The 22671-nt window shown below is 70.7% G+C and carries 24 protein-coding genes; 22 read left to right on the plus strand and 2 right to left on the minus strand.

All coding sequences use genetic code 11. The features are described 5' to 3' along the window. Positions 1-246: 246 nt before the first annotated feature. From VLK66_RS19570 to bshA, 9 genes are all read left to right on the plus strand, one after another. Entirely contained in the window at positions 247-1020 is a 774-nt protein-coding gene (locus VLK66_RS19570) for a TatD family hydrolase (protein WP_325311153.1), read from the plus strand. 169 nt (positions 1021-1189) lie between these two features. Then, the gene (locus VLK66_RS19575) at positions 1190-1444 is read left to right on the plus strand and encodes a hypothetical protein (RefSeq protein ID WP_325311154.1); all 255 of its coding nucleotides are present in this window, start codon (positions 1190-1192) and stop codon (positions 1442-1444) included. A 260-nt stretch (positions 1445-1704) separates the two neighbouring features. Further along, positions 1705-1845 (plus strand): hypothetical protein, encoded by a 141-nt coding sequence (locus VLK66_RS19580; RefSeq protein WP_325311155.1) that lies wholly within the window; start codon positions 1705-1707, stop codon positions 1843-1845. Positions 1846-1936: 91 nt separating this feature from the next. Then, positions 1937-2449 (plus strand): DUF4365 domain-containing protein, encoded by a 513-nt coding sequence (locus tag VLK66_RS19585; protein ID WP_325311156.1) that lies wholly within the window; start codon positions 1937-1939, stop codon positions 2447-2449. Then, complete coding sequence (locus VLK66_RS19590) at positions 2446-2922, plus strand: DUF4365 domain-containing protein (protein ID WP_325311157.1); 477 nt, start codon at positions 2446-2448, stop codon at positions 2920-2922. Before VLK66_RS19585 ends, VLK66_RS19590 begins: the two co-directional genes overlap by 4 nt. A gap of 257 nt (positions 2923-3179) precedes the next feature. Beyond that, on the plus strand, positions 3180-5015 hold the full coding sequence (gene mutL, locus VLK66_RS19595) for a DNA mismatch repair endonuclease MutL (protein ID WP_325311158.1): 1836 nt from the start codon (positions 3180-3182) through the stop codon (positions 5013-5015). A gap of 89 nt (positions 5016-5104) precedes the next feature. Continuing rightward, positions 5105-6061: an alpha/beta hydrolase gene (locus VLK66_RS19600; RefSeq protein WP_325311159.1), complete on the plus strand. Its 957-nt coding sequence runs from the start codon at positions 5105-5107 to the stop codon at positions 6059-6061. 20 nt (positions 6062-6081) lie between these two features. Further along, a complete protein-coding gene (gene miaA, locus VLK66_RS19605; protein ID WP_325311160.1) occupies positions 6082-7080 on the plus strand; it encodes a tRNA (adenosine(37)-N6)-dimethylallyltransferase MiaA in 999 nt (332 codons plus the stop codon). 393 nt (positions 7081-7473) lie between these two features. Continuing rightward, positions 7474-8637 (plus strand): N-acetyl-alpha-D-glucosaminyl L-malate synthase BshA, encoded by a 1164-nt coding sequence (bshA, locus tag VLK66_RS19610; protein WP_325311161.1) that lies wholly within the window; start codon positions 7474-7476, stop codon positions 8635-8637. 9 nt (positions 8638-8646) lie between these two features. On the opposite strand, the gene VLK66_RS19615 is transcribed toward bshA, so the two are convergent. Further along, a complete protein-coding gene (locus tag VLK66_RS19615; protein WP_325311162.1) occupies positions 8647-9159 on the minus strand; it encodes an SH3 domain-containing protein in 513 nt (170 codons plus the stop codon). 282 nt (positions 9160-9441) lie between these two features. Between VLK66_RS19615 and nadC the strand changes: the two genes are divergently transcribed. Both nadC and VLK66_RS19625 read left to right on the plus strand, forming a co-directional pair. Then, the gene (gene nadC, locus VLK66_RS19620; protein WP_325311163.1) at positions 9442-10299 is read left to right on the plus strand and encodes a carboxylating nicotinate-nucleotide diphosphorylase; all 858 of its coding nucleotides are present in this window, start codon (positions 9442-9444) and stop codon (positions 10297-10299) included. Beyond that, positions 10296-11114, plus strand: coding sequence for a biotin--[acetyl-CoA-carboxylase] ligase (locus tag VLK66_RS19625; RefSeq protein ID WP_325311164.1), 819 nt, complete (start codon positions 10296-10298; stop codon positions 11112-11114). The genes nadC and VLK66_RS19625 overlap by 4 nt, the downstream gene beginning before the upstream one ends. Positions 11115-11329: 215 nt before the next feature. Here VLK66_RS19625 and VLK66_RS19630 read toward each other — a convergent pair whose 3' ends face one another. After that, a complete protein-coding gene (locus VLK66_RS19630; RefSeq protein ID WP_325311165.1) occupies positions 11330-12229 on the minus strand; it encodes a carboxypeptidase-like regulatory domain-containing protein in 900 nt (299 codons plus the stop codon). A 134-nt stretch (positions 12230-12363) separates the two neighbouring features. Between VLK66_RS19630 and aroA the strand changes: the two genes are divergently transcribed. From aroA to VLK66_RS19685, 11 genes are all read left to right on the plus strand, one after another. Next, positions 12364-13659: a 3-phosphoshikimate 1-carboxyvinyltransferase gene (gene aroA / locus VLK66_RS19635; protein WP_325311166.1), complete on the plus strand. Its 1296-nt coding sequence runs from the start codon at positions 12364-12366 to the stop codon at positions 13657-13659. Between the two features lie 343 nt (positions 13660-14002). Beyond that, entirely contained in the window at positions 14003-15202 is a 1200-nt protein-coding gene (locus tag VLK66_RS19640) for a serine hydrolase domain-containing protein (protein ID WP_325311167.1), read from the plus strand. After that, the gene (gene cmk, locus VLK66_RS19645) at positions 15199-15897 is read left to right on the plus strand and encodes a (d)CMP kinase (RefSeq protein WP_325311168.1); all 699 of its coding nucleotides are present in this window, start codon (positions 15199-15201) and stop codon (positions 15895-15897) included. Before VLK66_RS19640 ends, cmk begins: the two co-directional genes overlap by 4 nt. A gap of 133 nt (positions 15898-16030) precedes the next feature. Beyond that, positions 16031-17923: a 30S ribosomal protein S1 gene (locus VLK66_RS19650; protein ID WP_325311169.1), complete on the plus strand. Its 1893-nt coding sequence runs from the start codon at positions 16031-16033 to the stop codon at positions 17921-17923. 237 nt (positions 17924-18160) lie between these two features. Next, entirely contained in the window at positions 18161-18691 is a 531-nt protein-coding gene (locus tag VLK66_RS19655) for a TonB family protein (RefSeq protein WP_325311170.1), read from the plus strand. 171 nt (positions 18692-18862) lie between these two features. After that, positions 18863-19318 (plus strand): energy transducer TonB, encoded by a 456-nt coding sequence (locus VLK66_RS19660; RefSeq protein ID WP_325311171.1) that lies wholly within the window; start codon positions 18863-18865, stop codon positions 19316-19318. Positions 19319-19394: 76 nt separating this feature from the next. Further along, the gene (locus VLK66_RS19665; RefSeq protein WP_325311172.1) at positions 19395-19559 is read left to right on the plus strand and encodes a TonB family protein; all 165 of its coding nucleotides are present in this window, start codon (positions 19395-19397) and stop codon (positions 19557-19559) included. A 157-nt stretch (positions 19560-19716) separates the two neighbouring features. Next, complete coding sequence (locus VLK66_RS19670; RefSeq protein ID WP_414676512.1) at positions 19717-21261, plus strand: acyl-CoA carboxylase subunit beta; 1545 nt, start codon at positions 19717-19719, stop codon at positions 21259-21261. Positions 21262-21351: 90 nt separating this feature from the next. Then, complete coding sequence (locus VLK66_RS19675; RefSeq protein WP_325311174.1) at positions 21352-21585, plus strand: DUF433 domain-containing protein; 234 nt, start codon at positions 21352-21354, stop codon at positions 21583-21585. Further along, on the plus strand, positions 21582-21935 hold the full coding sequence (locus tag VLK66_RS19680) for a DUF5615 family PIN-like protein (RefSeq protein WP_325311175.1): 354 nt from the start codon (positions 21582-21584) through the stop codon (positions 21933-21935). The genes VLK66_RS19675 and VLK66_RS19680 overlap by 4 nt, the downstream gene beginning before the upstream one ends. Before the next feature lie 113 nt (positions 21936-22048). Then, positions 22049-22671, plus strand: a 623-nt coding sequence (locus VLK66_RS19685) for a cyclase family protein (RefSeq protein WP_325311176.1), incomplete at its 3' end; no start/stop codon positions are given.

Consider the following 22671-nt stretch of genomic DNA (forward strand, 5'->3'; position numbering starts at 1 on the left):
GGAGTGCGCTTCCGGTGAAACCATCGGGCAGTTGCGCAGCGGGCCGCCGCGGATACCTTCCGCGGCGGCCCGCTGTCGTTCTGGGGGAATTGGATGATGTCGGCGATGAGCGACTCCAAGGGTCGGAAAATGCGACTCAAGTCGCGGCTACAACGGCACGCAGTCCGCCTGCGTGGACTTCCCGGATGACGCACATCTGCCAGTTACGGCGAGTTCAGCGCACTCACGCACTTCCGCACTTCTCCCATGCAGCTGATCGATTCCCACGCGCACCTGGCCGACGAGCGCATCCTTCCCGATGTCGAGGCGGTGGTGGAGCGGGCGCGGGCGGCGGGGCTGGCCGGCATCGTCACCATCGCCACGGATGCGGAGGACGCGCGGACGAACCTCGAGCTGGCGGAGCGCTTCGGCTGCGTCTGGTCCACCGCGGGGATCCATCCGCACGCGGCCAGCACCTCGTCGGAAGAGACGCTGGCGGCGGTGCGGGAGATGGCGATGCATCCGCGCGTCGTCGCGCTCGGGGAGACAGGGCTCGACTACCACTACGACTTCTCGCCGCGCGAGGTGCAGCGCGCCAACTTCGCGCGGCACCTGGAGCTGGCGCGGGAGACGGGGCTGCCGGTGATCGTCCACTCGCGCGAGTCGGACGACGACCTGCGCGCCATCCTGCGCGAGGCGGGGCGGGGAACCGTCGGCGTGCTGCACTCCTTCTCCAGCGGCCGCGAGCTGCTGGAAGAGGCGCTGGAGATGGGGTGGTACGCCTCGTTCTCGGGGATGATCACCTTCAAGAAGTTCGAGGGCGCCGACTTCGTCCGCATCGTTCCCGCCGACCGCATCATGGTGGAGACGGACACCCCGTACCTGGCCCCCGTCCCCCATCGCGGCAAGACGAACGAGCCGGCCTTCGTCACCCACGTGGCCCGCCGCGCCGCCGAGCTCCGCGGCGAGGACGCGGAGGCGTTCGCCGCGCGGACGCTGGCGAACACGCGCCGGTTCTACGGGAGAATGTCGCTCTCCTGACCGCCGGGTGCGCTTGCCGTCTCCAGGCGCGCACCTTCGGCCACAGCGGCGCCCAACATTGCCGGGGAGGTGAGCCCGCCGCGTTAGGTTCCTCTTGCCGGAATGTACTTGACGACAGAATCTTCTACTGGAGCCGGTTGCGGGAACCGTTCACACCCCGGAGGGAGCCATGAAGAAGCTGCACCTGGAGCCTGGCGATCTGCACGTCGAGTCGTTCGAGCCGGTCGCGGATCCCGCGCCGCGCCGCGGCACGGTGGCGGCGCGCGAGCTCACGGAAGCCACGTGCAACCAGTTCACCTGCGGCAATACCTGCGATCCCAACGACTTCAGCTGCAATGGCCAGGTGACGTGCTACGGGCCGCGCTGCCCCGCCAGCGCGTATCCCACCTGCTTCCCCGTGTGCCACACCGGCGACATCTGCTGACGCGTGGCTTTGCCGGCGCGGCGGAAGTACCCTCCGCCGCGCCGGCAGCATCCTGCCCATCTCTGCCACACCGGCGAACTCTCCGGGTCGCCATCGGGAGCCATCGGGCGCGGTCTGTCGTCTGCCGCGCGCGGCGTCGTCCGCGTTCCCCTCGCATCGATCTCCCACACGGTTCCGCAAGACTTTCCGCGGCTCGCCCACGCGGTTAGCTTCTCACCCGAATCCAAGCCGAACGCTCCGCCGAACGACCGGTCTGCCGAATGCCGCGCCGCATCCACATCCTCCCCGAGAAGCTCGCCAACCAGATCGCCGCCGGGAAGGTGGTGGAGCGGCCTGCGTTCGCGGCGCGGACGCTGGCCAACACACGCCGGTTCTACGGGAAGATGGCCGGACCGCGCTGACGGAATTCTGTACACTTGCGCACGCATTTCCAACGTTTACCTTTTCCGCTGATTCCAGGAATATCGCCCACCTGTTCCAGCGGCGGTTTTCGTGCGCACCGATTCTGGCGATCACGATCTCGTTGCCGCGCGGGGTGAAGCGCTTTTCTGCGTCCTCATCTCACGGGAGCATCCCACGCGCGGATTCCTATTCGACATCCCGCGACACCTCGGGGAGAAAAAGCGATCCGTCGACTACTTTGTCGAGGTGCTGGAATCGGGGGATCTGCTTTCGTACTTCTTCGTTCAGGTAAAGACGACCAGGCGGGGGTACACGCGCGATGGGCGAAGGCTCAAGGTGCGGGTAAGCCGCTCCGATATCGAACGCCTTGCCAGCTATCCCGCTCCGGCCTATGTAGTGGGAATCGATGAAGTCGCCGAACGTGGTTACATTGTGTCGGTGGGGAGCGGAACGGGCGGAGCCTTCTCGTCGATCTGCACGGATTACCCGCTCATACCGGAGATTCTCGCGACTCTCCGGGACGAGGTAGAGGCGTACTGGCGATCGAAGGACCGATCCGTGTTCCGGTCGGAACTGGCCGACCCGCGTTGGAGGGAGGAATGAAGAGGAGCCTGCGGGAGTTTCTCGCAACGCGTGCCGAGAACCTGGCGTTCATTCACCTCACCCGTCGAAACGATCTGGTGGTGAACCGCGTTGCGTCGCCCGATGCCGGTGTGGATTTCCTGGTGACGGTGACCCGCGACGGGGTTCCGACCGGGCGGATGTTCGGCGTGCAGGTAAGGGCGCGCGAGGGTTCCGTCGCACGGGCGGCGGATCTCGAGGCCTTCATCGAGCCGGTGCAGGCCGGGTCCGTTGCCGACGCGACTATCCCCTTCTGCGTCTTCGTCTTCACGATGTCGGACGATCGGGGATATTTCCGCTGGTTGAAGGAGCCCGCGGTGGGCGCGCGCAGAAAACCCGTGCTGCGGGCCGCGAGCGGGATCGGATGGAGTGACCTGGATCGGGACGCCCTGGACAGGATCGTCGATGCCGTGGATTCATGGTACGAAGCGCAGCAGCATCCGCAGGCCGCGTGAATCATCCGGAACAGATTTCTTCGACGCCTTCCGCATCTTCGGAGGGCGTTCGTCGTTCAGGAATCTCCGTCTCGACGACTGCGCTGAACGGGCCGCGGGGGGGAAGGTGGATGCGCACCGCCTCTTGGAGCGAGCCTCACGGCCGCGGCGTCGGGGGAGCATCGGCGGCGCGAAGTCAAGCCGTTGACCCGCCCGGCGCGCCGGTCTAGCTTCACCCCGCTGAAACCGAACTTCGCCCGAACCGCCGCCGTTCCGGAATGCCGCGCCGCATCCACATCCTCCCCGAGAAGCTCGCCAACCAGATCGCCGCCGGGGAGGTGGTGGAGCGGCCCGCGTCCGTCGTGAAGGAGCTGGTCGAGAACGCGCTGGACGCAGGCGCGCAGCGCATCGAGATCACCGTCCGCAACGGCGGGAAGACGGAGATCCGCGTGGCCGACGACGGGCACGGGATGGGGCGGGAGGATGCGCTCCTCTCCGTGGACCGCCACGCGACCAGCAAGATCCGCAACGAGGCGGACCTGGCCGCCATCCGCACCCTCGGCTTCCGCGGCGAGGCGCTGCCGTCCATCGCCTCGGTGTCCCGCTTCGCCATCGAGACGGCGGAGCGCGAGGGCGACGGGACGCGGGTAATGGTGACCGGCGGGCAGATCGCCGGAGTGGAGGACTGCGCGCGGCGCCGGGGGACGACGGTGTCGGTGCGCAGCCTTTTCTTCAACGTTCCCGCGCGCGCCAAGTTCCTGCGCTCCACCGCCGCCGAGAACCGCGCCGTCGGCGAGGTGGTGACGACGCTCGCGCTCGCGCAGCCGCAGGTGGCGTTCTCGCTGGATTCGGGCGGGCGCGACGTGCTGGCGCTTCCCACGGCGGCGACGGTGGGGGAGCGCATCTCCGCGATCTGGGGCGGCGACGCGGCGGGCGAGCTGATCCCCGTCGCCCATCGCGACGGGAGCGTGGCCGTCACCGGGCTGGTGCAGCGGCCGCACAGCTCGCGGCCGGGCGGGCGCAAGGCGTACCTGTTCGTGAACGGCCGCGCCTTCACCGACCGCTACCTGGTGAAAGCCGTCGACCGCGCGTACCGGACGACAATCCCGCAGGGCGTGTATCCCTCCCTCTTCCTCTTCCTGGAAGTGCCGGACGGCGAGGTGGACGTGAACGTGCACCCCGCCAAGGCCGAGGTGCGCTTCCGCGACCGCATCGGCGTGGAGCGCGCGATCGAGGAGGGGGTGCGCGCCGCGCTGTCGGGGCTGGAGAGCACGCCCAGCATCGGGATGCGCGCCGCGGCGGAGGAGCCGGAGCGGGCGCCGTACGGGGCGCCGGAGGGATTCGGCGTCCGCCGTGTGCGCGAGGCGGCGGTGCCGTTCGGCGCGGCGGCGGTCCCATCGCCGGCGGATGCGGGGCCGTCCGCGGCCGGGGAGCCGTTCGAGCCGCAGATGGCGCTGTTCGTCACCGGTGGCGGCGCGCCCGTGGCGCCGTCCGCCGAGCCCGCGCAGGCCGTCGCCGCGGCGGAGCTGATCGGCCCGGCGGCGATGATGTGGCAGGTGCACAACACCTACATCCTGGCGGAGACGCGCACGGGGCTCATCCTGGTGGACCAGCACTCGGCGCACGAGCGGGTGCTGTACGAGGAGATCGTGCGCGGCTTCGACGGCGGCGAGTCGTCCAGCCAGCGGCTCCTCTTTCCCATCACCCTGCGCCTTTCACCCGCCGAGTTCGCCATCGTGGAGCAGGTGCGCGGCGTGCTGGAGCGCGCGGGGTTCGAGGTGGAGCCGTTCGGCGGGCGGGCGATCATCGTGCACTCCGTTCCCAATCCCCATCCCTACTTCGACGCGGAACGGTGTCTGCGCGAGATGATCGCGGAGCTGACGACCGGCTCGCCGCTGGTGGACAGCGCGCGCACGCAGCACCAGCGGATTGCGCTGACCATGGCGTGCAAGGGCGCCATCAAGGCCGGGCAGAAGCTGACGCAGCGGGAGATGACGGAGCTGTTCGACCGCCTGTTCGCCACCGAGCTGCCGTATCACGACATCCACGGGCGGCCGACGGTGATCCAGCTGTCGATTTCCGAGCTGCATCGCCGGTTTGGGCGGAGTGGATGAGTGCGGAAGTGCGGAAGTGCGGAAGTGCGGAAAGTACGATTGAAGCGCTGGCGCGGCAAACGTCTGAAGGGGGAGGATCGATGAGGCGGATGCTGCTCGGGATCACGCTTGCCACGCTCGCGATTGCCTCGCGCGCTCCGCTGAGTGCGCAGGCGGCGGACGGGCTGCGTGCGGGCGAGCATGAGGTGGACGTGAACGGCGTGCGGCTGTGGTACCGCGTGGCCGGAGACAGTGCCACCGGCATGCCGCCCGTCGTGTTCCTGCACGGCGGGCCGGGGCAGGGGAGCTACCACTTCGCCGAGCTGGTGGGGCCGCGGATGGAGCGGTCGCTGCGGATGGTGTACCTGGACCAGCGCGGGAGCGGGCGCTCGGGTCGGCCGCGCAGCGGCGAATACTCCATGGCGCTGCTGGTCGAGGACGTGGAGGCGCTGCGGCAGGTCCTCGGCGCGCCCAGGATCGCGCTGGTGGGGCACTCGTTCGGCGGGACGCTGGCGCTGGAGTACGCGGCGAAGTATCCCGAGCACGTCTCCGCGCTGGTGTTCGCGGCGGGGCTGTGGGACGCGCCGGGGCAGACGCGGCTGCGCTGCCGGCGGACGATGGAGATGTTTCCCGACGCGGCCCGGCGCGCGCTCGGCGACTCGGCGGCCACGAAGGACCCGGCCTGCGACTGGTTCTGGAACCAGCCGGAGGCCGAGCGCGAGGCGATGAACAACGCGCTGATGTTCCCCGACTCGGCCGTGCGCATCCGCTTGGACAGCGTGCAGGCGGCCAGCGGGCAGCGCAACACCGGCGAGCTGGGGAACGCGCTCTTCCGCAGCGGGCTGCTGCAGTACCGCTTCGCCGCGATGCGGCGGCTGACCATGCCGGTGCTGGTCATCGCCGGGCGGCACGACGGCGCGGCGGTGGGCGCGGGGCTGCGGGACCTGGCGCGGCAGCTTCCCCACGCGCGCTACGTGGAGTACGAGAACAGCGGGCACTTCGTCTACCTGGACGAGCCGGACCGCTTCGCGCGCGACGTGAGCGCCTTCGTCTCCTCCCGTCGCTGAACGGGCGGGCCGGGGAGATGATGCCGGACGCGCTCGCCATCGTCGGCCCCACCTCGTCGGGGAAGACGGCGCTGTCGGTGGAGGTGGCGCGGCGGCTGGACGGCGAGGTCGTCTCCATGGACTCGCGCTCCGTCTACCGCGGGATGGACATCGGCACCGCCAAGCCGACCGCGGAGGAGCGCGGCGACATCCCCCACCACGGCATCGACATCGCCGACCCTTCCGAGCGCTTCAACGCGGCGCGGTGGGCGCGGTACGCGCGGGAGAAGATCGCGGAGATCCGCGGCCGCGGGCGCGTGCCGATGCTGGTGGGCGGCACGGGCTTCTTTCTGCGCGCGCTGACGGACCCCATCTTCCGGGAGCCGGAGCTGGATCCCGCGCGCCGCGCCGAGCTTTCCCGCGAGTTGGAGGCGCTCCCGGACGAGGAGCTGCACCGCCGGCTGGCGGAGGTGGACCCAGAGTCCGCCGCGCGGCTGCGCGACTGGGGCGGGCGGCAGCGGCTGCTGCGCGCGCTGGAGGTGCCGCTGCTGACCGGAAAGCCGCTCCCCTGGTGGCACCGCAACTCGCCGCCGGAGGCGCCGGGCGTGCCGGTGCTCGCGTTCGTGCTCGACGTGCCGCGCGAGCGGGTCTACGCGACCGTGAACGCGCGCGTGGACGGGATGGTCGATGCCGGCCTGATCGACGAGGTGCGCGGGCTGGTGGCGAAGTACGGCGAGGACGCGCCGGGGCTGAACGCGCACGGCTACGCGGAGCTGATCCCGTATCTGCGCGGCGAGCGGACGCTGGACGAGGCGCTGGAACTGGTGCGGAAGAACACCCGCGCCTACACCAAGCGGCAGCAGACCTGGAACCGCACGCAGCTCCCCGCCGGGGCCATCCACGTGGACGCCACGCGCCCGCGCGCCGAGCTGGCGGACGAGATCGCCGCCGCCTGGCGCGCCGCCGTTGGACCGCAGGGGGGTGCGGCGGGTACGCCAGACCCTGGATCGTCACACCCCGGGTCGGCCGGCGGCGTGTGAGCGGGGCCCCCGCCGGCGACAGGTGAATGGAATTCACCTGCAACACCAGCACGAAGTCCCTCCGGGACTGCAGCCATGTATCCACGCAGGAGCATGGCCGGCGCATCGAGGTCACCGCCCGCAGTCGCGCAGCGACTTTGTGCTTTTGTTGCCCCCGAATTCATTCGGGGCATGCATGGCGGACTCCGCGCGTCTTCGATGCCGACGTGCGAGACGAGTATGGATCCTTCGGCCTGCAAATGATTGTGCGGCTACGGATTGCGGTGTGGCGGGCTCAGGATGACGTCATCTCTGTCATCGCTCCCATCGGAGGCGGATTACCGTGGGTGACGTCTCTCCAGAGGCATTCCTCGTGATACCTGGCACTGGGCACTCGGCACTGGGCACTATCCCGTGAAGATCGGCATCACCTGCTATCCGACGTACGGCGGCTCGGGGGCCATCGCGACCGAGCTGGGGATCGCGCTGGCGGAGCGCGGCCACGAGATCCACTTCATCTCGTACGCCCAGCCCTTCCGGCTTCCCCACTTCATGGAGCGCGTGTTCTTCCATGAGGTGGAGATGGTCCACTACCCGCTGTTCGAGCACAACAACTACTCGCTCGCGCTGGCGGCGGTGATGCACGAGGTGGCGCTGCGCGAGCGGCTGGACGTGCTGCACGTGCACTACGCCATCCCCCACGCCACCAGCGCCTGGATCGCCAAGGAGATGCTGGGCGACCGGCACCCGGTGAAGATCGTCACCACGCTGCACGGCACCGACATCACCCTGATCGGGCAGGAGCGCAACTTCTGGGAGATCACCCGCTTCTCCATCCAGAAGTCCGACGGGATCACCGCCGTTTCCGACTACCTGAAGCGCGAGACGGTAGACGCCTTCCGCGTGCCGGCCGACACCATCGAGGTCATCCCCAACTTCGTGGACCCCGGCCTTTACTCGCGCGACCGCTATCCGTGCTGGAAGACGGCGTTCCTGCGCGACGGCGAGAAGCTGGTGCTGCACGTGTCCAACTTCCGCCCGGTGAAGCGGGTGCGCGACGTGGTGCGCGTCTTCGCGCGGCTCACGAAGGAAGTGCCCAGCCGCCTGGTGTTCATCGGCGACGGGCCCGACCGGCCCGAGGCGGTGGACGAGGCGCGGATGCTGGGGATCACCGACCGCGTGGTGTTCCTGGGGAAGCAGGACTCGGTGGCCGAGATCATGGCCTGCGCCGACCTGCTCATCCTCCCGTCGCAGAACGAGTCGTTCGGCCTGGTGGCGCTGGAGGGGATGGCCAGCGGGGTGCCGGTGATCGCCTCGAACGCGGGCGGGCTGCCGGAGGTGGTGGACGACGGGGAGACGGGGTTCATGGCGCCGGTGGGCGACGTGGAGGCGATGGCCGACGGCGCCATCCACATCCTGCGCGACCCCGAGACGTGGCGGCGGTTCAGCGCGGCGGCGCGAAGGAGCGCCACCGAGCGCTACGGCGTGGCCAGCATCATCCCGCGGTACGAGCGCTACTACGAGCGCATCGTGGCCGGCGCCCCCAGCGAGGAGCCGGCCCTGGTGCCCGCGGACTGACGTCCGCGCTCACGAGCAGGTGGTGAGCGTCAGCGCGCACTGCGAGGCCGCGTCCAGCCAGCCGGTGAGGTTGGCCACCTGCACGCGGGCCCAGTCTCCCCGGCACCCCAGCAGCGTCACCTGCGTGGGGTTCAGCCGGCTGACGACCGGGCTTCCGCTGCGCGGCTCGCGGTAGAGCCGCACGGGATGGTTCTCGCTGGTGCTGGTCCCCAGCTTCTGCGCGAACACCCATCCCGGACCGCGCCAGAAGATCCCCTCCTCGGCCGACGCGTTGCGCACGCGCAGCCACTGCCCGCTGGCACCCGTCACTTCCACGTAGTCGTTCAGGTGCAGCCGCGTGACCACGCGCGACCCCGTACCCGGCCCGGCACGCACGTTCAGCCCGCGCGGGTCGGGGTCGATCACGTACGCGCCGATGCTGCACGGCGTGACCGTCTGCGCGGCGCGGGCGGCGGGCGAAGGCGCGGCGGCCAGGAGCGGGAGGGTGAGGAGGAGTGCGGCGGTGCGGGGGAGTGCGGCCATGCGGGTCTCCTGGAAGGGGTGAGCGGGTCGGCACTGCGGAGCTGGAACAGATGATGAGCCGCGAGCGCGGTCGCAAGCCCCGGATGCGTCTCCCACGCGTCTGGCGCGCACCGGGCTCGCGGCGCAGTTTTGTGGCCCTCCCGCGAACTGGCGCGCCGCGGGTTCGTCTCGCACCGATGAAGTCCGCGAAGGCGGACTACGTGCCGTTGTAGCCGCGACTTCAGTCGCATTTTCGTGCCCCTTCCGCACGACGCATCCGGATCACCCTGCGACCTGACGCGCATGCCGCTGCCGCCCGAAGCGCTGAGCCTGATCGACGCCGCCCTGGCCGAGGACGTGGGGCCGGGGGATTTCACCACGCTCTGGACCGTTCCCGCCGAGCGGCGCGCGGTCGCGCGGATCGTCGCCAAGGCGCGGGGGGTGATCGCGGGGATGGAAGTCGCCGCCGAGGTCTTCCGCCGCGTCGATTCCTCGCTCGCCGTCGAGGTGACCGCGGGGGATGGGACCGCCGTCGCACCGGGGGACGAGGTGATGCGCATCTCCGGCTCCGCGGCGTCGATCCTGACGGCGGAGCGGACGGCGCTGAACTTCCTGCAGCAGCTCTCCGGCGTGGCCACGCTGACGCGCGTGTACGTGGACGCGATCGCCGGCACCGGCGCGCGGGTGATCGACACGCGCAAGACCACGCCGGGGATGCGGCGGCTGGAGAAGGCGGCCGTGGTCGCGGGCGGCGGCGCCAACCACCGCGTGGGGCTGTTCGACATGGTGATGATCAAGGACAACCACATCGCCGCGGCGGGAGGGATCACCGCGGCGGTGCGGGCCGTGCGCGCTCGGAACGACCGCGGCCTGCGCGTGGAGGTGGAGACGACGAATCTCGACGAGGTGCGCGAGGCGCTGGCCGTGGGAGTCGACCGCATCATGTTCGACAACATGACGCCGGAGATGATGGGCGATGCCGTCGCCCTCGTCCGCGCCGCGGGGGATGCGCGGCCGGAGACGGAGGCGTCCGGCGGGATCACGCTGGAGACGATCCGCGGCTACGCGGAGACGGGGGTGGACTTCATCTCCGTGGGCGCGCTGACGCACTCTGCTCCCGCGCTGGACCTGTCGCTGCGGCTGGAGGCGGCGGGCGCGTGATCGAGCGGCGGGCGGAGCGGTGGGAGGGCGCCACCGCGGCGGAGCTGGCGGCGCGCTGGGGGCTTCCCGCGGTGCACCTGTTCGAGCGCGCGGGGTCCACCAACGACGTCGCTCGCGCTCTGGCCGAGGAGGGCGCGCCCGCGGGGACGGCGGTGCTGGCGGAGGAGCAGGTGGCGGGGCGCGGGCGCGGCGGGAAGGGATGGCAGTCGCCGCCGGGGCTGGGCGTGTGGCTCTCGGTCGTGCTGCGGCCGCCGTCGCTCGCCGCGCCGGGGCTGCTGCCGATCCTGGTCGGGCTCGCGGCGGCGGAGGCGCTGGACGCGTTCGTCCGCCCCGCGCGGGTGGCGATCAAGTGGCCCAACGACCTGCAGCTGGCCGGGCGCAAGCTGGCCGGCATCCTCTGCGAGGGAAGCTGGGATTCGGGCGTTCCCGGCCACGTGGTCGCGGGGATCGGCATCAACGTGCTCCATTCGACCGGCGACTTCGCGCCGGAGCTGCGGGAGAGCGCGACCTCGCTGCGCATCGCGTCCGGGTGGATGCCGCCGCGCGCGGACGTGGCGGGCGCCGTCGCCGGGTCCATCTTCCGCCGCGTCGCGGAGCCGCCCGCGGAGCTCGGCGGCGCGCTCCTCGAGGCGCTGGGCTCGCGCGACGCGCTCCTGGGTCGCCGCATCCACGTCACCGGCGCGGACGCGCTCACGGGCACGGCGATGGGCATCACCCCCGCCGGCGCGCTCCTCGTCCGCACGCCATCAGGCGCGCTGAAGACGGTCCGGTCGGGCACCGTTCGATTGGCGGAAACAGCGGCGGCGCCGGAGTGATCCTCCGGCGCCGCCGTGTTCCCTCTCCCCGAATCTCCCGGAATCTCCGAATTTCCCGGAATCCGTGAATCCCCCCGCGGACGTCATCCTGAGGCCGACCACGCTGCAACCCCGTTTCTGCACAACTGTTTGCAGGCCGAAGGATCTATAGCCTGTTTCGCACGCCAGCCAGGATTTCTCACGAATTTTCTTTCGCGTCCGCCATCATCATGCGATCAGGGCGAACACTCGACGCGACTCACCGGCTGACGTGCGAGACGATTATAGATCCTTCGGCCTGCAACCGCTTGCGTGAAGAAAGCTTGCGGTGTGGCCGGCCTCAGGATGACGTCGGCCGGTGAACGCCAGCCTCTCGGCGGATTCGGCTCACTCGCCCGCGAGGAGCGGCCAGGGCTGGTGTTGTTGCGCGAGGCCCAGTCCAGGAACCAGCGCGTGTAGACCCGGACCTGCGCGCCGCCGCCGTACACCTCCACCCGCGCCACGTCCTCGGGCCGGTAGGTGGAGAGCACGTCCAGCCCCACGCCCCACCGCACCTCGTCCACGTAGACGACCGGCACCGCCGCCCGGCCGCGCACGATCACGCAGTCGTTGCGGGTGAGCCCGCCGCCGGATCCGCTGCACGGCAGGCGGTGCAGCCCCGCGCGCACCTCCAGGAAATCGCGCATGTCGCTGGACGCCGAGGCGGCCAGGTCGCGCTCGGTCAGCAGCCGCACGCTGCTTCCGTAGGAGCGCCGGCGCGACTCGAAGCGGCTGACCGTGGCGTTGATTGCGGCAAGGCGCACCGGGTCGCGCTTCAGCGGCAGCGCCACGCCGCTCGCGCCGCCCGCGGCCACCGCGACCGTCGCCGCCGAGGTGCCGTACCCCATCGCCGAGCCCCACACCACGCGGTCGCCCACGGGAACGCGGAAGAGGGTGAAGCGCCCCTGCGCGTCCGACATCACCTCGTGGTCGTCGTCGCCCACGCGGACCAGCGCGCCGGCGACCGGCTGTCCGCTGTCCGCGTCGGTGACCTGTCCGCTGACGGTGACACGCTGGGCGGCCAGCGGCGCGGCGGCGAGCGCCACGACCGCGACGGCGGCCGCGCAAGCGATTCTGTGCCAGGGAGATGCGTTCATGGCCGGGGTCGGTGCGGGGTTGGCCTGCGCGATCGGGTGGCTGGATGAACCTGCACGGCGCGTTCCGGTTGCGCGGCGCTCCGCGGAGGATACGTTTCGGCGCCGCACCTGGGTTCACGACTTCGAGCAGACGAATGAGCTTCCGCATCTCGGGCGACGTGCGCGTCCCCGGCGACAAGTCGGTCACGCACCGCGCGCTGATGTTCGCCGCCGCGGCCCAGGGCGAGAGCCGGCTGAGCGGCCTTCTCCCCGGCGAGGACTGCCGGAGCACCGCCGCGGTCCTCCGCGCGCTCGGCTGCGACGTTCCCCCGCCGCCCGCGGACGGGAGCGAGATCGTGGTGCGCGGGCGCGGCATCGACGCCTGGCGCGCGCCCGCGGAGCCGCTGGACTGCGGCAACAGCGGAACGACGTCGCGGCTGATGATGGGCCTCCTCGCGTCGCGCCCTTTCGCCAGCGTGGTGACGGGCGACGCGTCGCTCCGCGGCCGGCCGATGCGGCGCATCACCGAGCCGCTGGCGAGCATGGGCGCGCGCTTCCGCGAGCTGGACGCCCCCGACCGCCTGCCCATCGAGGTCACCGGCGGCGGGCTGCACGGCATCGACTACGTCTCTCCCAAGGCCAGCGCGCAGATCAAGTCGGCGGTGCTGCTGGCCGGCCTGGGCGCGCGCGTCCCCGTCTCCGTCACCGAGCCGGCGCTCTCGCGCGACCACACCGAGCGGATGCTCTCCGCGCTCGGGGCCCCGGTGCGCACGGAGACCTCGGCGGACGGCGTCCGCGCGGTGCTGGGCGCGTGGGGCGAGCCGCTGCCGCCGCTGGATCTCCGCGTCCCCGGCGACCCGTCGTCCGCCGCTTTCCTCGCGGCGCTGGCGCTGCTGGCGGACGCGGGCGAGCTGCGCATCCGCGGCGTTTTGGCCAACCCCACGCGCACCGGCTTCTTCTCCCTCGCGCGATTGATGATGGGGCTGCTGCACTGGGAGCGCGGCCGTGCGGTGGGCGGCGAGCCCGTGTCCGACCTGGTGGTGCGCCCCTCGCGATTGAAGGCGGTGCAGATCGGCGGCGACGACATCCCCGCCGCCATCGACGAGATCCCCGTGCTGGCCATCCTCGCGGCGCGGGCCGAGGGCGAGACGCGCATCACCGGCGCGGGCGAGCTGCGGGTGAAGGAGAGCGACCGCATCGCCGCCGTCGTGGCCGCGCTCCGCGCCATCGGCGCCGAGGCGGAGGAGCTGGAAGACGGCCTGGTGATCCGCGGCGGCGACCATCCGCTGCGGGGACGCGTCACCACGCACGGCGACCACCGCATCGCCATGGCCTTCGGCGTGCTCGCCGCGCTCCCGGGGAACGAGATCGAGATCGACGACCGCCAGTGCGCCGCGGTGAGCTTCCCCGGCTACTGGGAGCTGCTGGACTCGCTGGTGCGGGGGGGATGAGGATCGGAGGTGCGGCGGAGCCGGCGGTGCGCGTCCGAAGCCTCGCGCCGCCCTCTCCCCGCGCCTGAGAGCGCTCGCCCTCTCCCGTACCGGGCGAGGGGGTGGTGGCCACGCTGGTGAGCCCTGCAAAGTCTGGTGTGATGGTAATTTCGGGCGTGCCGGCTGCCGGAAAGCTACCTCTCCCGGTACGGGAGCGGTGGACGGCCTGAGCCGGCCGGAGAGGGCGCGATGCGGCCGGAGCGCCATTAAGCTTCGCCTCGGCGGTAAGCACACCGGATCCTCTCCCGGCTCCGATTTGGACCCAAACACGGAAGGCACTTCGTACGTGATTCGATCCACCGCATTGAACCGCATCTCCCTCGCGCTCGTGCTCGCCGCGGCGGCCGGGTGCATGCCGGCGCGTGTCGCCGCGCCGGTGCCGGCGGCGCAGGACCGGCTCGCCGCGCGGCTGCAGGCGAAGCTGGATTCGCTCCACTCCGCGGGCCACTTCCCCGGCGCCACCGTCGGCATCCAGCTCCCCGGCGGCCGCACCATCGCCTTGGCGGCCGGCGTCGCCGACAGCAGCGGCACGCCCATGCGCCCACGCGACCGGATGCTGGCGGGGAGCGTGGGGAAGACGTTCGTCGCCGCCGTCGCCCTGCAGCTCGTCGGGGAAGGAAAGCTCGGCCTCGACCAGCCCATCTCCACCTGGCTGGGCACGGAGCCGTGGTTCGGCCGCCTCCCCAACGCGCGGCAGATCACCGTGCGGATGCTGATGAACCACACCAGCGGCCTGGTGCGCTACGAGTTCAACGACACCTTCCTGCGCGACCTGAACGCGAATCCCGGCCGGCGCTGGACGCCCGCGGAGCGGATCGCCTACATCCTGGGCACGCAGGCGCCGTTCGAGGCGGGGCGGGGATGGGACTATTCGGACACCAACTACATCGTCCTCGGCGCCATCGTCGAGCGCATCACCGGCAGCACGCTGGAGCGCGAGATCCGCCGCCGCGTGCTGGACCCGCATCGCCTTGCCGACGTGCTGCCGTCGGACTCCGTCGTCCTCCCCGGCGTGGTGCAGGGGTACGCGGGCGCGGACAACCCCTTCGGCCACGAGCCGCGGATGATCCGCGACGGCCGCTTCATCGTGAACCCGCAGTTCGAGTGGGCCGGCGGCGGCTACGCGACCTCGGCGGCCGACCTGGCGCGCTGGGCGGCGCTGCTCTGGGGCGGCCGCGCGTTCGGCCGTCCGCTGCTGGCGCAGGTGGTCGACGGCGTGGCCGCGCCCGCGCTGGGGAACGGCGTCCGCTACGGCCTGGGGGTCATCGTCCGCGAGGGGCCGCTGGGCCCCAGCTGGGGGCACAGCGGGTACTTCCCCGGCTACCTCACCGACGTGCGCTACTATCCGCGGCAGGGCTTCGCCGTCGCCCTGCAGGTGAACACCAGCGCGCGCGGCGCCTTCACCCGCCCGCCCGGGGCGATGGTGGAGGACCTGGCGCGCATCGTCTCCCGGGAGCTGGCGGCGGGCGGCGGCGCGGGGAACGGCGAAGGGGGACGGAGATGACGGAAGGACGACGGCACCCGGACGGCATCATCATCGCCCTCGACGGCCCGGCGGGATCGGGGAAGAGCTCGACGGCCAGGGCGGTGGCGTCGGCGCTGGGATACCGCCACCTGGACTCCGGCGCCTTCTACCGCGCCATCACCTGGGCCGCGCTGCAGGCCGGCATCCCCGCGGACGCGTGGGACGGCCTCACCTCGGCCGAGCTCGACCGGCTGGACGTGCACGGGCACCCCGGCGAGGCCGGATACACGCTCACCGTCGGCGGCGCGGAGGTGATGCGGGAGATCCGCTCGCCGGAGGTGAACGCGCACGTGTCGCGGATGGCCGCCGTCCCTGCGGTGCGCACCTGGCTGATGGGCGCGCTGCGCGAGGCCGGCGCGCGGGGCGGGCTGGTGGCCGACGGGCGCGACATCGGCACCGTAGTCTTCCCCGACGCCGAGCTGAAGGTCTATCTGGTCGCCGACCCGAAAGAGCGCGCGCGGCGGCGGCTGCTGGAGCAGGGCCTCGCATCTCCATCCCCCGAAGACGTGGAGGCCGAGGCCGCGCGCCTGCAGGGGCGCGACGAGATCGATTCCACCCGCGCGGTGGCCCCGCTGGCGCGCGCAGGCGACGCGGTGGAGCTCGACACCACGGCGCTCGACTTCGCCCACCAGGTGGACGCGATCGTGCGCATGGCGCGGGCCCGCGGGGGTTGACCGGGGCGAAAGGATTCCGTAGATTTTCACGTTTCCCCGGAAATCTCTTTCCGGCACCTCCAATCACCCTCAACTCCCGCCCGCGGAAGCACTTGCGGCCCACCCGGCGGGACGTTCAGGAGATCCGTTCCCAATGTCCGACCAGACCGAGCAGTATACGCCCGACAACGACGAGGGCGGCGTGGCGGTCGCCGAGCGCCGTCTGCTCTCCACGCAGGAGATCGCGAACAAGGCGCGCGAGCTGAACATCCGCGCCGACCTGTGGGACGAGGACGAGTACTCCGCCGAGGAGTACGAGGCCATGCTGGAGATGTACGACGACACCCTCACGAACATCGAGGAGGGTGAGATCGTGCAGGCGCGCGTGCTGCGCGTGACCGACAAGGCCGTGATCCTCGACCTGGGCTTCAAGAGCGAGGGCGCCGTCGCCCGCGACGAGTTCAAGGATCCCGACAGCCTGCAGATCGGCGACGAGGTCGAGGTCTTCCTCGAGAACCTCGAGGACGAGGACGGCGTGGTCGTCCTGTCCAAGAAGAAGGCCGACTTCCTGCGCGTGTGGGAGAAGATCAAGGAAGCGCACGAGAGCGGCACCCCGGTGAAGGGCACCCTCACCCGCAAGATCAAGGGCGGCGTGACGGTGGACCTGATGGGCGTGGACGCCTTCCTGCCGGGCTCGCAGATCGCGCTCCGCCGCGTCCCGAACATCGAGGACCTGCTGGGCGAGACCTACGAGTTCAAGATCATCAAGCTCAACAAGCGCCGCCGCAACATCGTGGTGAGCCGCCGCGTGCTCCTCGAGGCCGACCGCGAGATCAAGCGCGACAAGCTGAAGAAGGAGCTCGAGGTCGGGCAGGTGCGCACCGGCGTGGTGAAGAACATCACCGACTTCGGCGCGTTCATCGACCTGGGCGGGATGGACGGCCTGCTGCACATCACCGACATGAGCTGGGGCCGCGTGGGCCATCCGAGCGAGGTGGTGTCGATCGGCGCCGAGCTGGAGGTGAAGGTCCTGGACATCGACTGGGAGCGCGAGCGCCTGTCGCTGGGGCTGAAGCAGCTCCAGGAGTACCCCTGGAAGGACGTGGAGAAGAAGTACCCCGTGGGCGCCCGCGTCCGCGGCAAGGTGGTCTCGATCACCAACTACGGCGCCTTCGTGGAGCTGGAGAAGGGCGTCGAGGGCCTGGTGCACATCTCGGAGATGAGCTGGACGCGCAACGTCCGGCACCCGTCGAAGATCGTCTCGCTGGGCGAGGAGATCGAGGCGGTGATCCTGAAGGTGGACCCCGAGGGCGAGAAGATCTCGCTCGGCATGAAGCAGATCGAGGAGGACCCCTGGCACGCGCTGCCGGTGAAGTACCCGGTGGGCACGCGCCTGACCGGCAAGGTCCGCAACCTCACCAGCTTCGGCGCCTTCGTCGAGATCGAGCCGGGGATCGACGGCCTGGTGCACATCTCCGACATGAGCTGGACCAAGCGGATCCAGCACCCCTCCGAGGTCGTGAAGAAGGGCGACGACGTGGAGGTGGTGATCCTGGCGGTCGACGCCGAGAACAAGCGCATCTCGCTTGGCCTCAAGCAGACCATCGACGATCCGTGGGAGCACCTGGCCACGCAGTTCCACGCGGGGCAGGAGATCAACGGCCGCATCACGCGCCTGCAGGACAAGGGCGTGGCGGTGGACCTGGGCGACGACGTGGAGGGCTTCGTGCCCGTGTCGCAGCTGGGGGTCACCGGGCTGCAGAACCCCGCCGACGTGTTCGTCGAGGGTGACGAGCTGGAGATGCGGGTGACCGAGGTGGATGCCGGCAACCGCCGCATCGTGCTGGAGGTGACGCGCGTGCCCAAGTTCGAGGGCGGCGAGCCGATCTTCCGCAATCAGGGCGAGGCCGTCGAGGCCGAGGCTCCCGCCGCGGCGCCCGAGGCCGATGCCCCGGAGGCTCCGGCCGCCGAGGCCGAGGCTCCCGAAGCGCCGGCCGCCGAGGCCGCGCCCGAGGAGGCTCCGGCCGGGGAGGGCGAGGAGGCGTAAGCTTCTTCGGCCGCACGGCTGATGGGACGATGACGGGGTGGGGAGCTATCGCTCTCCACCCCGTTTTCGTTGAATCTCACGCGGAGACGCGGAGACGCGGGGAACCACCAGCAGCGATATCTCACGCAGAGGGCGCGGGAGGTAGCGGAGGACGGCGCGGTTCTCTGCGCCTGCGCTCCTCCGCGTGCGACGAATCCTTCGACCGATTCGATCCGCAGCGGTGAGTGGGACAAACACGTGGCTTCGGCTCTTTCGCCGCCGCACGCGGCAGCGCATCGTTCCCGCGCGACGATTCCCATCCTCCACCTGAACCACATCTCCATCCCCATGCGCACGCCCTGCCTCGCCGCGATGCTGGCGATTCTCGCAATCACGCCGCACCGGGCCGCGGCGCAGTCCGGCCCTGCCCCTGCCGACCCGGTCCAGACGGTGGAGATCGAGCGGATGGCGGAGAAGCCGAAGCTGCTGAATCCCGACGACATCGGGCTGCGGATCGCGCGCACCCACCCGCGGCTGGAGGACGTGCAGGCGGGCGGGAGCACCACGCTGCTCCTGGTCATCGGCGAGGACGGCAGGCCGCGCTCCGTGGACGTCGCCACGTCCAGCGGGCGGCCGGGGCTGGACCGCCTGCTGGCCAACGTGTGGCGCGGCGCGCGCTTCTCGCCGCCGCGGCTGGACGGGCGGCCCGTGCGCGTGCGGACGCTGCTTCCCGTCTCGCTCGGCTACACGCCGGCCTCGCCGCCGGCGGTGACCGTCACGCCGCGGTAGCACGGCGAGCGGGCGGCATCACGACCGCGGGTGGGGGCGGGGAGCGCGTGCTCTCCGCCCCTTCGCGCATTCGCCCGTCAAACTTTTTCGAATCTTTTCTCGTCCCGGTCATCGTAGTCGTAGCGCGAAGCCGCCCCGGGGGCGGCGCAACCCCGATCCACGCACCGACCGATGACGAATCTTCCTCTGCCGAATGGCACCCGCGGCGCCGGCTGCCTGGCCGCGCTCGCCTTCTCCCTCGCCGCGCTCTTCGCCGCCACGCCGGCGCGCGCGCAGAAGCTCCCGTCGCCCGCCGAGCCGGTCGACCCGCAAGTGGTGTGGAACTTCGACCAGGTGACGCAGCAGGCGCGGCTCACCAACCCCGGCACCGTCTCGGCGCGCCTGTCGCGCGGCTACCCGCGCCGGCTGCTGGACTCCGGCGTCGCCGGCAGCGCCACGCTGGAGGTGATCGTGGGCCCGCGGGGCCAGGTGGAGCAGGTGTCGGTGGTGGACGCCAGCCGCCGCGAGTTCACCGACGTGGCGCGCGACCTCGCCCGCACCATGCGCTTCCGCCCGGCAAAGGTGCAGGACATCGCCGTCCGCTCGCGCTTCACCGTTCCCGTGGACTTCGTCCTGGATCCGGCCTGAGCGGAAGACGCCGGTCTTGCGAGGGGCAAGGGGCTTCGGTGGTGGTGGTGGACGAGAACGGGCGCGGCAGTCGTCCGTGGTCGTGCGCTCGAGCGGGCGGGAAGAGCTCGACCGCGCGGCGATCGCGGTGGCGCGCGGGGTGCGCTTCACCCGCCCGCTGCTGAACGGCGTGCCGGTGCCCGTGCGCACGGCGCTGCCGGTGAGCTTCATCACCTCCACCCAGCCGGCTGCGACGTACTGACGCGGACCGGGGCACCGCACGGGCCGCGGGTGCGGGCGATCACGCCGCACCCGCGGCCGTTTCGTGCTCCCGTACTTTCGTACTTCCGTACTCCGCTTAGATTCCCGCCCTTCGATCCACACCTGAACGAAACCGAACGGGGACGCGCCCGATGTCGATGCGGGAAAAGCTGGAGCAGCTGGAGGAGATGCGCCGCAAGGCCGAGCTGGGCGGCGGCGAGAAGCGGATCAGGCAGCAGCACGAGCGCGGCAAGCTGACCGCGCGCGAGCGGCTGGACGTGCTCCTGGACGAGGGCAGCTTCGTGGAGCTGGACCGCTTCGTGGTGCACCGCGCCACCGACTTCGGGCTGGAGAACGAGAAGTACCTGGGCGACGGCGTGGTCACCGGCTACGGCACCATCCACGGCCGCCTGGTCTACGTCTTCAGCCAGGACTTCACCGTGTTCGGCGGCTCGCTCAGCGAGGCGCACGCGGAGAAGATCGTGAAGATCATGGACCTGGCGCTGAAGAACGGCGCGCCCGTGATCGGGCTGAACGACTCCGGCGGCGCGCGCATCCAGGAGGGCGTGGTTTCGCTCGGCGGCTACGCCGACATCTTCCTGCGCAACACGCTGGCGTCGGGCGTGATCCCGCAGGTGAGCGCCATCCTGGGCCCGTGCGCGGGCGGCGCCGTGTACTCGCCCGCCATCACCGACTTCATCTACATGGTGCAGGGAACGAGCTACATGTTCGTGACCGGCCCCAACGTGGTGAAGACGGTGACGCACGAGGATGTGACGATGGAGGAGCTGGGCGGCGCGGCCACGCACGCGGCGAAGAGCGGGGTCGCCCACTTCGCGGTGAAGAGCGAGGTCGAGTGCCTGCACCGCATCCGCCACCTCTTCGAGTTCATCCCGCAGAACAACGCCGAGGACCCGCCCTTCAAGCCCACGGACGACCCCGCCGACCGTGCCGACGAGGAGCTGCTGGACGTGGTCCCCGACAACCCCAACAAGCCGTACGACATGCACGACGTCATCCGCCGCGTGGTGGACGACGGCGAGTTCTACGAGGTGCACGCCGACTACGCGGGGAACATCCTCTGCGGCTTCGCGCACGTGGGCGGCCGGTCGATCGGGATCGTGGCCAACCAGCCGGCGGTGCTCGCGGGGGTGCTGGACATCGACGCCAGCGTGAAGGCGGCGCGCTTCGTCCGCTTCTGCGACGCGTTCAACGTGCCGCTGCTGACCTTCGAGGACGTCCCCGGCTTCCTTCCCGGCGTGGCGCAGGAGCACGGCGGCATCATCCGCCACGGCGCCAAGCTCCTCTTCGCCTTCTGCGAGGCCACGGTGCCCAAGGTGACCATCATCACCCGCAAGGCGTACGGCGGGGCGTACGACGTGATGAGCAGCAAGCACATCCGCGGCGACGTGAACTACGCCTGGCCCACGGCCGAGATCGCCGTGATGGGCGCCAAGGGCGCGGTGGAGATCCTGTACCGACGCGAGATCGGCGCGGCGCCCGACCCCGCGGCCGAGGCGGGGACGAAGCAGAAGGAGTACGAGGACCGCTTCGCCAACCCCTTCGCCGCGGCCGCGCGCGGCTACGTGGACGACGTCATCGACCCGCGCGAGACGCGCGCGCGCGTGATCAGCGCTTTCGAGATGCTCCGCAACAAGCGCGATTCCAACCCGCCGAAGAAGCACGCGAACATCCCGCTGTGATCCACGGCTGGCCGTAAGTGGACGAAGACGCGAACACCTCTCTGACTACGGGCTTGAGGGCATTAGATTGATTTCGAAAGGAGGTGTGGCATGCAGATGCTGATCGTATCCGATCCCGCTGTCATGATGGGAAAGCCTGTCATCGCGGGGACACGGTTGACGGTAGAACTCATCCTGGAAAAGCTCGGGGCGGGCGCCACCATCGATGAGCTGCTCGACGCACACCCGCGGCTGACGCGCGAAGGGGTCAATGCGGCGCTCTCGTTCGCGGCGGAGGCGCTGCGCGCCGACGTCGTCTATCCGTCGGCGAGCATGGCTGCGTGATCTTCTTCTGCGACGAGGGCGTGGATCGGCAGATCGTGGTCCGGCTCCGCGCAGACGGGTTCGAAGCGCACTACGTCGCGGAACTCGCGCCCGGAATCTCCGACGACATAGTGCTCGAGCAGGCGAACGCGTTCGGGGCGGTACTGGTGACGATGGACAAGGACTTCGGCGAACTTGTCTATCGGCTGGGAAAGATCACCACGGGTGTGTTGCTCGTTCGCTTGCCCGGTTTCACGCCAGCCGAGCGCGCGGGCGCGGTTTCTACTGCCGTCGGCGAGCATGGAGAAGAGCTTCCGGGCGCTTTCAGCGTCCTCTCGCCAACCAAGCTGAGGATTCGGCGGCCCGGCTGACCGTTTCTGGTTGAGTATAACTGGGGGCGCGGGGAAGGTTCCTTCCGCGCCCTCCGGCTGTCTCCGATGATCCTGTGGTAAACGTCGGTTGCAAACGTTGGCGGAGAAGGAAGATGGAGCCCAACACGGCGGCTCGCCGGCTGGTCGATCTCAGCCACACCGTGGAGCACGGGATGGTGACGCTGAAGGGCTTTCCCGCGCCGCTCATCTGCGATTACCTGAGCCGCGAGGCGTCGCGCGCGGTCTACGCCGAGGGAACGGAGTTCCACATCGGCCGCATCGACATGATCGCGAACACGGGCACCTACGTGGACAGCCCGTTCCATCGCTACGCCGACGGCAAGGACCTCTCCGAGCTGCCGCTGGAGTCGCTGGCGGACCTGGACGCGGTGGTCGTGCGCGCCACGGAGCGCACCGGGCGCGGCATCGGCCCCGAGGCGTTCGGCGGGATCGAGGTGCGCGGGCGGGCGGTGCTGGTGCACACGGGCCACGCGGCGCACTGGGGGACGGACGCGTACTTCGAGGGCCACCCCTTCCTCACCCGCGCGACCGCCGAGCACCTGCGCGACGCCGGCGCGGTGTTCGTGGGCATCGACACGCTCAACATCGACGACACCGACGATGGCGCGCGGCCCGTGCACAGCACGCTGCTTCGCGCCGATATCCCCATCTGCGAGCACATGCGCGGGCTGGATGGAGTGCCGGACGACGGGTTCCGCTTCTTCGCGGTGCCCGT

Origin of the sequence: Longimicrobium sp. (assembly GCF_035474595.1) — a bacterium.
Taxonomy (GTDB): domain Bacteria; phylum Gemmatimonadota; class Gemmatimonadetes; order Longimicrobiales; family Longimicrobiaceae; genus Longimicrobium.

What these genes read in the sequence shown, in the direction of transcription:
- VLK66_RS19570 (WP_325311153.1), top strand. Translation starts at nt 247, where the DNA reads ATGCAGCTGATCGATTCCCACGCGCACCTGGCCGACGAGCGCATCCTT.
- VLK66_RS19575 (WP_325311154.1), top strand. Translation starts at nt 1,190, where the DNA reads ATGAAGAAGCTGCACCTGGAGCCTGGCGATCTGCACGTCGAGTCGTTC.
- VLK66_RS19580 (WP_325311155.1), top strand. Translation starts at nt 1,705, where the DNA reads ATGCCGCGCCGCATCCACATCCTCCCCGAGAAGCTCGCCAACCAGATC.
- VLK66_RS19590 (WP_325311157.1), top strand. Translation starts at nt 2,446, where the DNA reads ATGAAGAGGAGCCTGCGGGAGTTTCTCGCAACGCGTGCCGAGAACCTG.
- mutL (WP_325311158.1), top strand. Translation starts at nt 3,180, where the DNA reads ATGCCGCGCCGCATCCACATCCTCCCCGAGAAGCTCGCCAACCAGATC.
- VLK66_RS19600 (WP_325311159.1), top strand. Translation starts at nt 5,105, where the DNA reads ATGCTGCTCGGGATCACGCTTGCCACGCTCGCGATTGCCTCGCGCGCT.
- miaA (WP_325311160.1), top strand. Translation starts at nt 6,082, where the DNA reads ATGCCGGACGCGCTCGCCATCGTCGGCCCCACCTCGTCGGGGAAGACG.
- VLK66_RS19615 (WP_325311162.1), bottom strand. Translation starts at nt 9,159, where the DNA reads ATGGCCGCACTCCCCCGCACCGCCGCACTCCTCCTCACCCTCCCGCTC.
- nadC (WP_325311163.1), top strand. Translation starts at nt 9,442, where the DNA reads ATGCCGCTGCCGCCCGAAGCGCTGAGCCTGATCGACGCCGCCCTGGCC.
- VLK66_RS19630 (WP_325311165.1), bottom strand. Translation starts at nt 12,229, where the DNA reads ATGAACGCATCTCCCTGGCACAGAATCGCTTGCGCGGCCGCCGTCGCG.
- aroA (WP_325311166.1), top strand. Translation starts at nt 12,364, where the DNA reads ATGAGCTTCCGCATCTCGGGCGACGTGCGCGTCCCCGGCGACAAGTCG.
- cmk (WP_325311168.1), top strand. Translation starts at nt 15,199, where the DNA reads ATGACGGAAGGACGACGGCACCCGGACGGCATCATCATCGCCCTCGAC.
- VLK66_RS19650 (WP_325311169.1), top strand. Translation starts at nt 16,031, where the DNA reads ATGTCCGACCAGACCGAGCAGTATACGCCCGACAACGACGAGGGCGGC.
- VLK66_RS19660 (WP_325311171.1), top strand. Translation starts at nt 18,863, where the DNA reads ATGACGAATCTTCCTCTGCCGAATGGCACCCGCGGCGCCGGCTGCCTG.
- VLK66_RS19670 (WP_414676512.1), top strand. Translation starts at nt 19,717, where the DNA reads ATGCGGGAAAAGCTGGAGCAGCTGGAGGAGATGCGCCGCAAGGCCGAG.
- VLK66_RS19675 (WP_325311174.1), top strand. Translation starts at nt 21,352, where the DNA reads ATGCAGATGCTGATCGTATCCGATCCCGCTGTCATGATGGGAAAGCCT.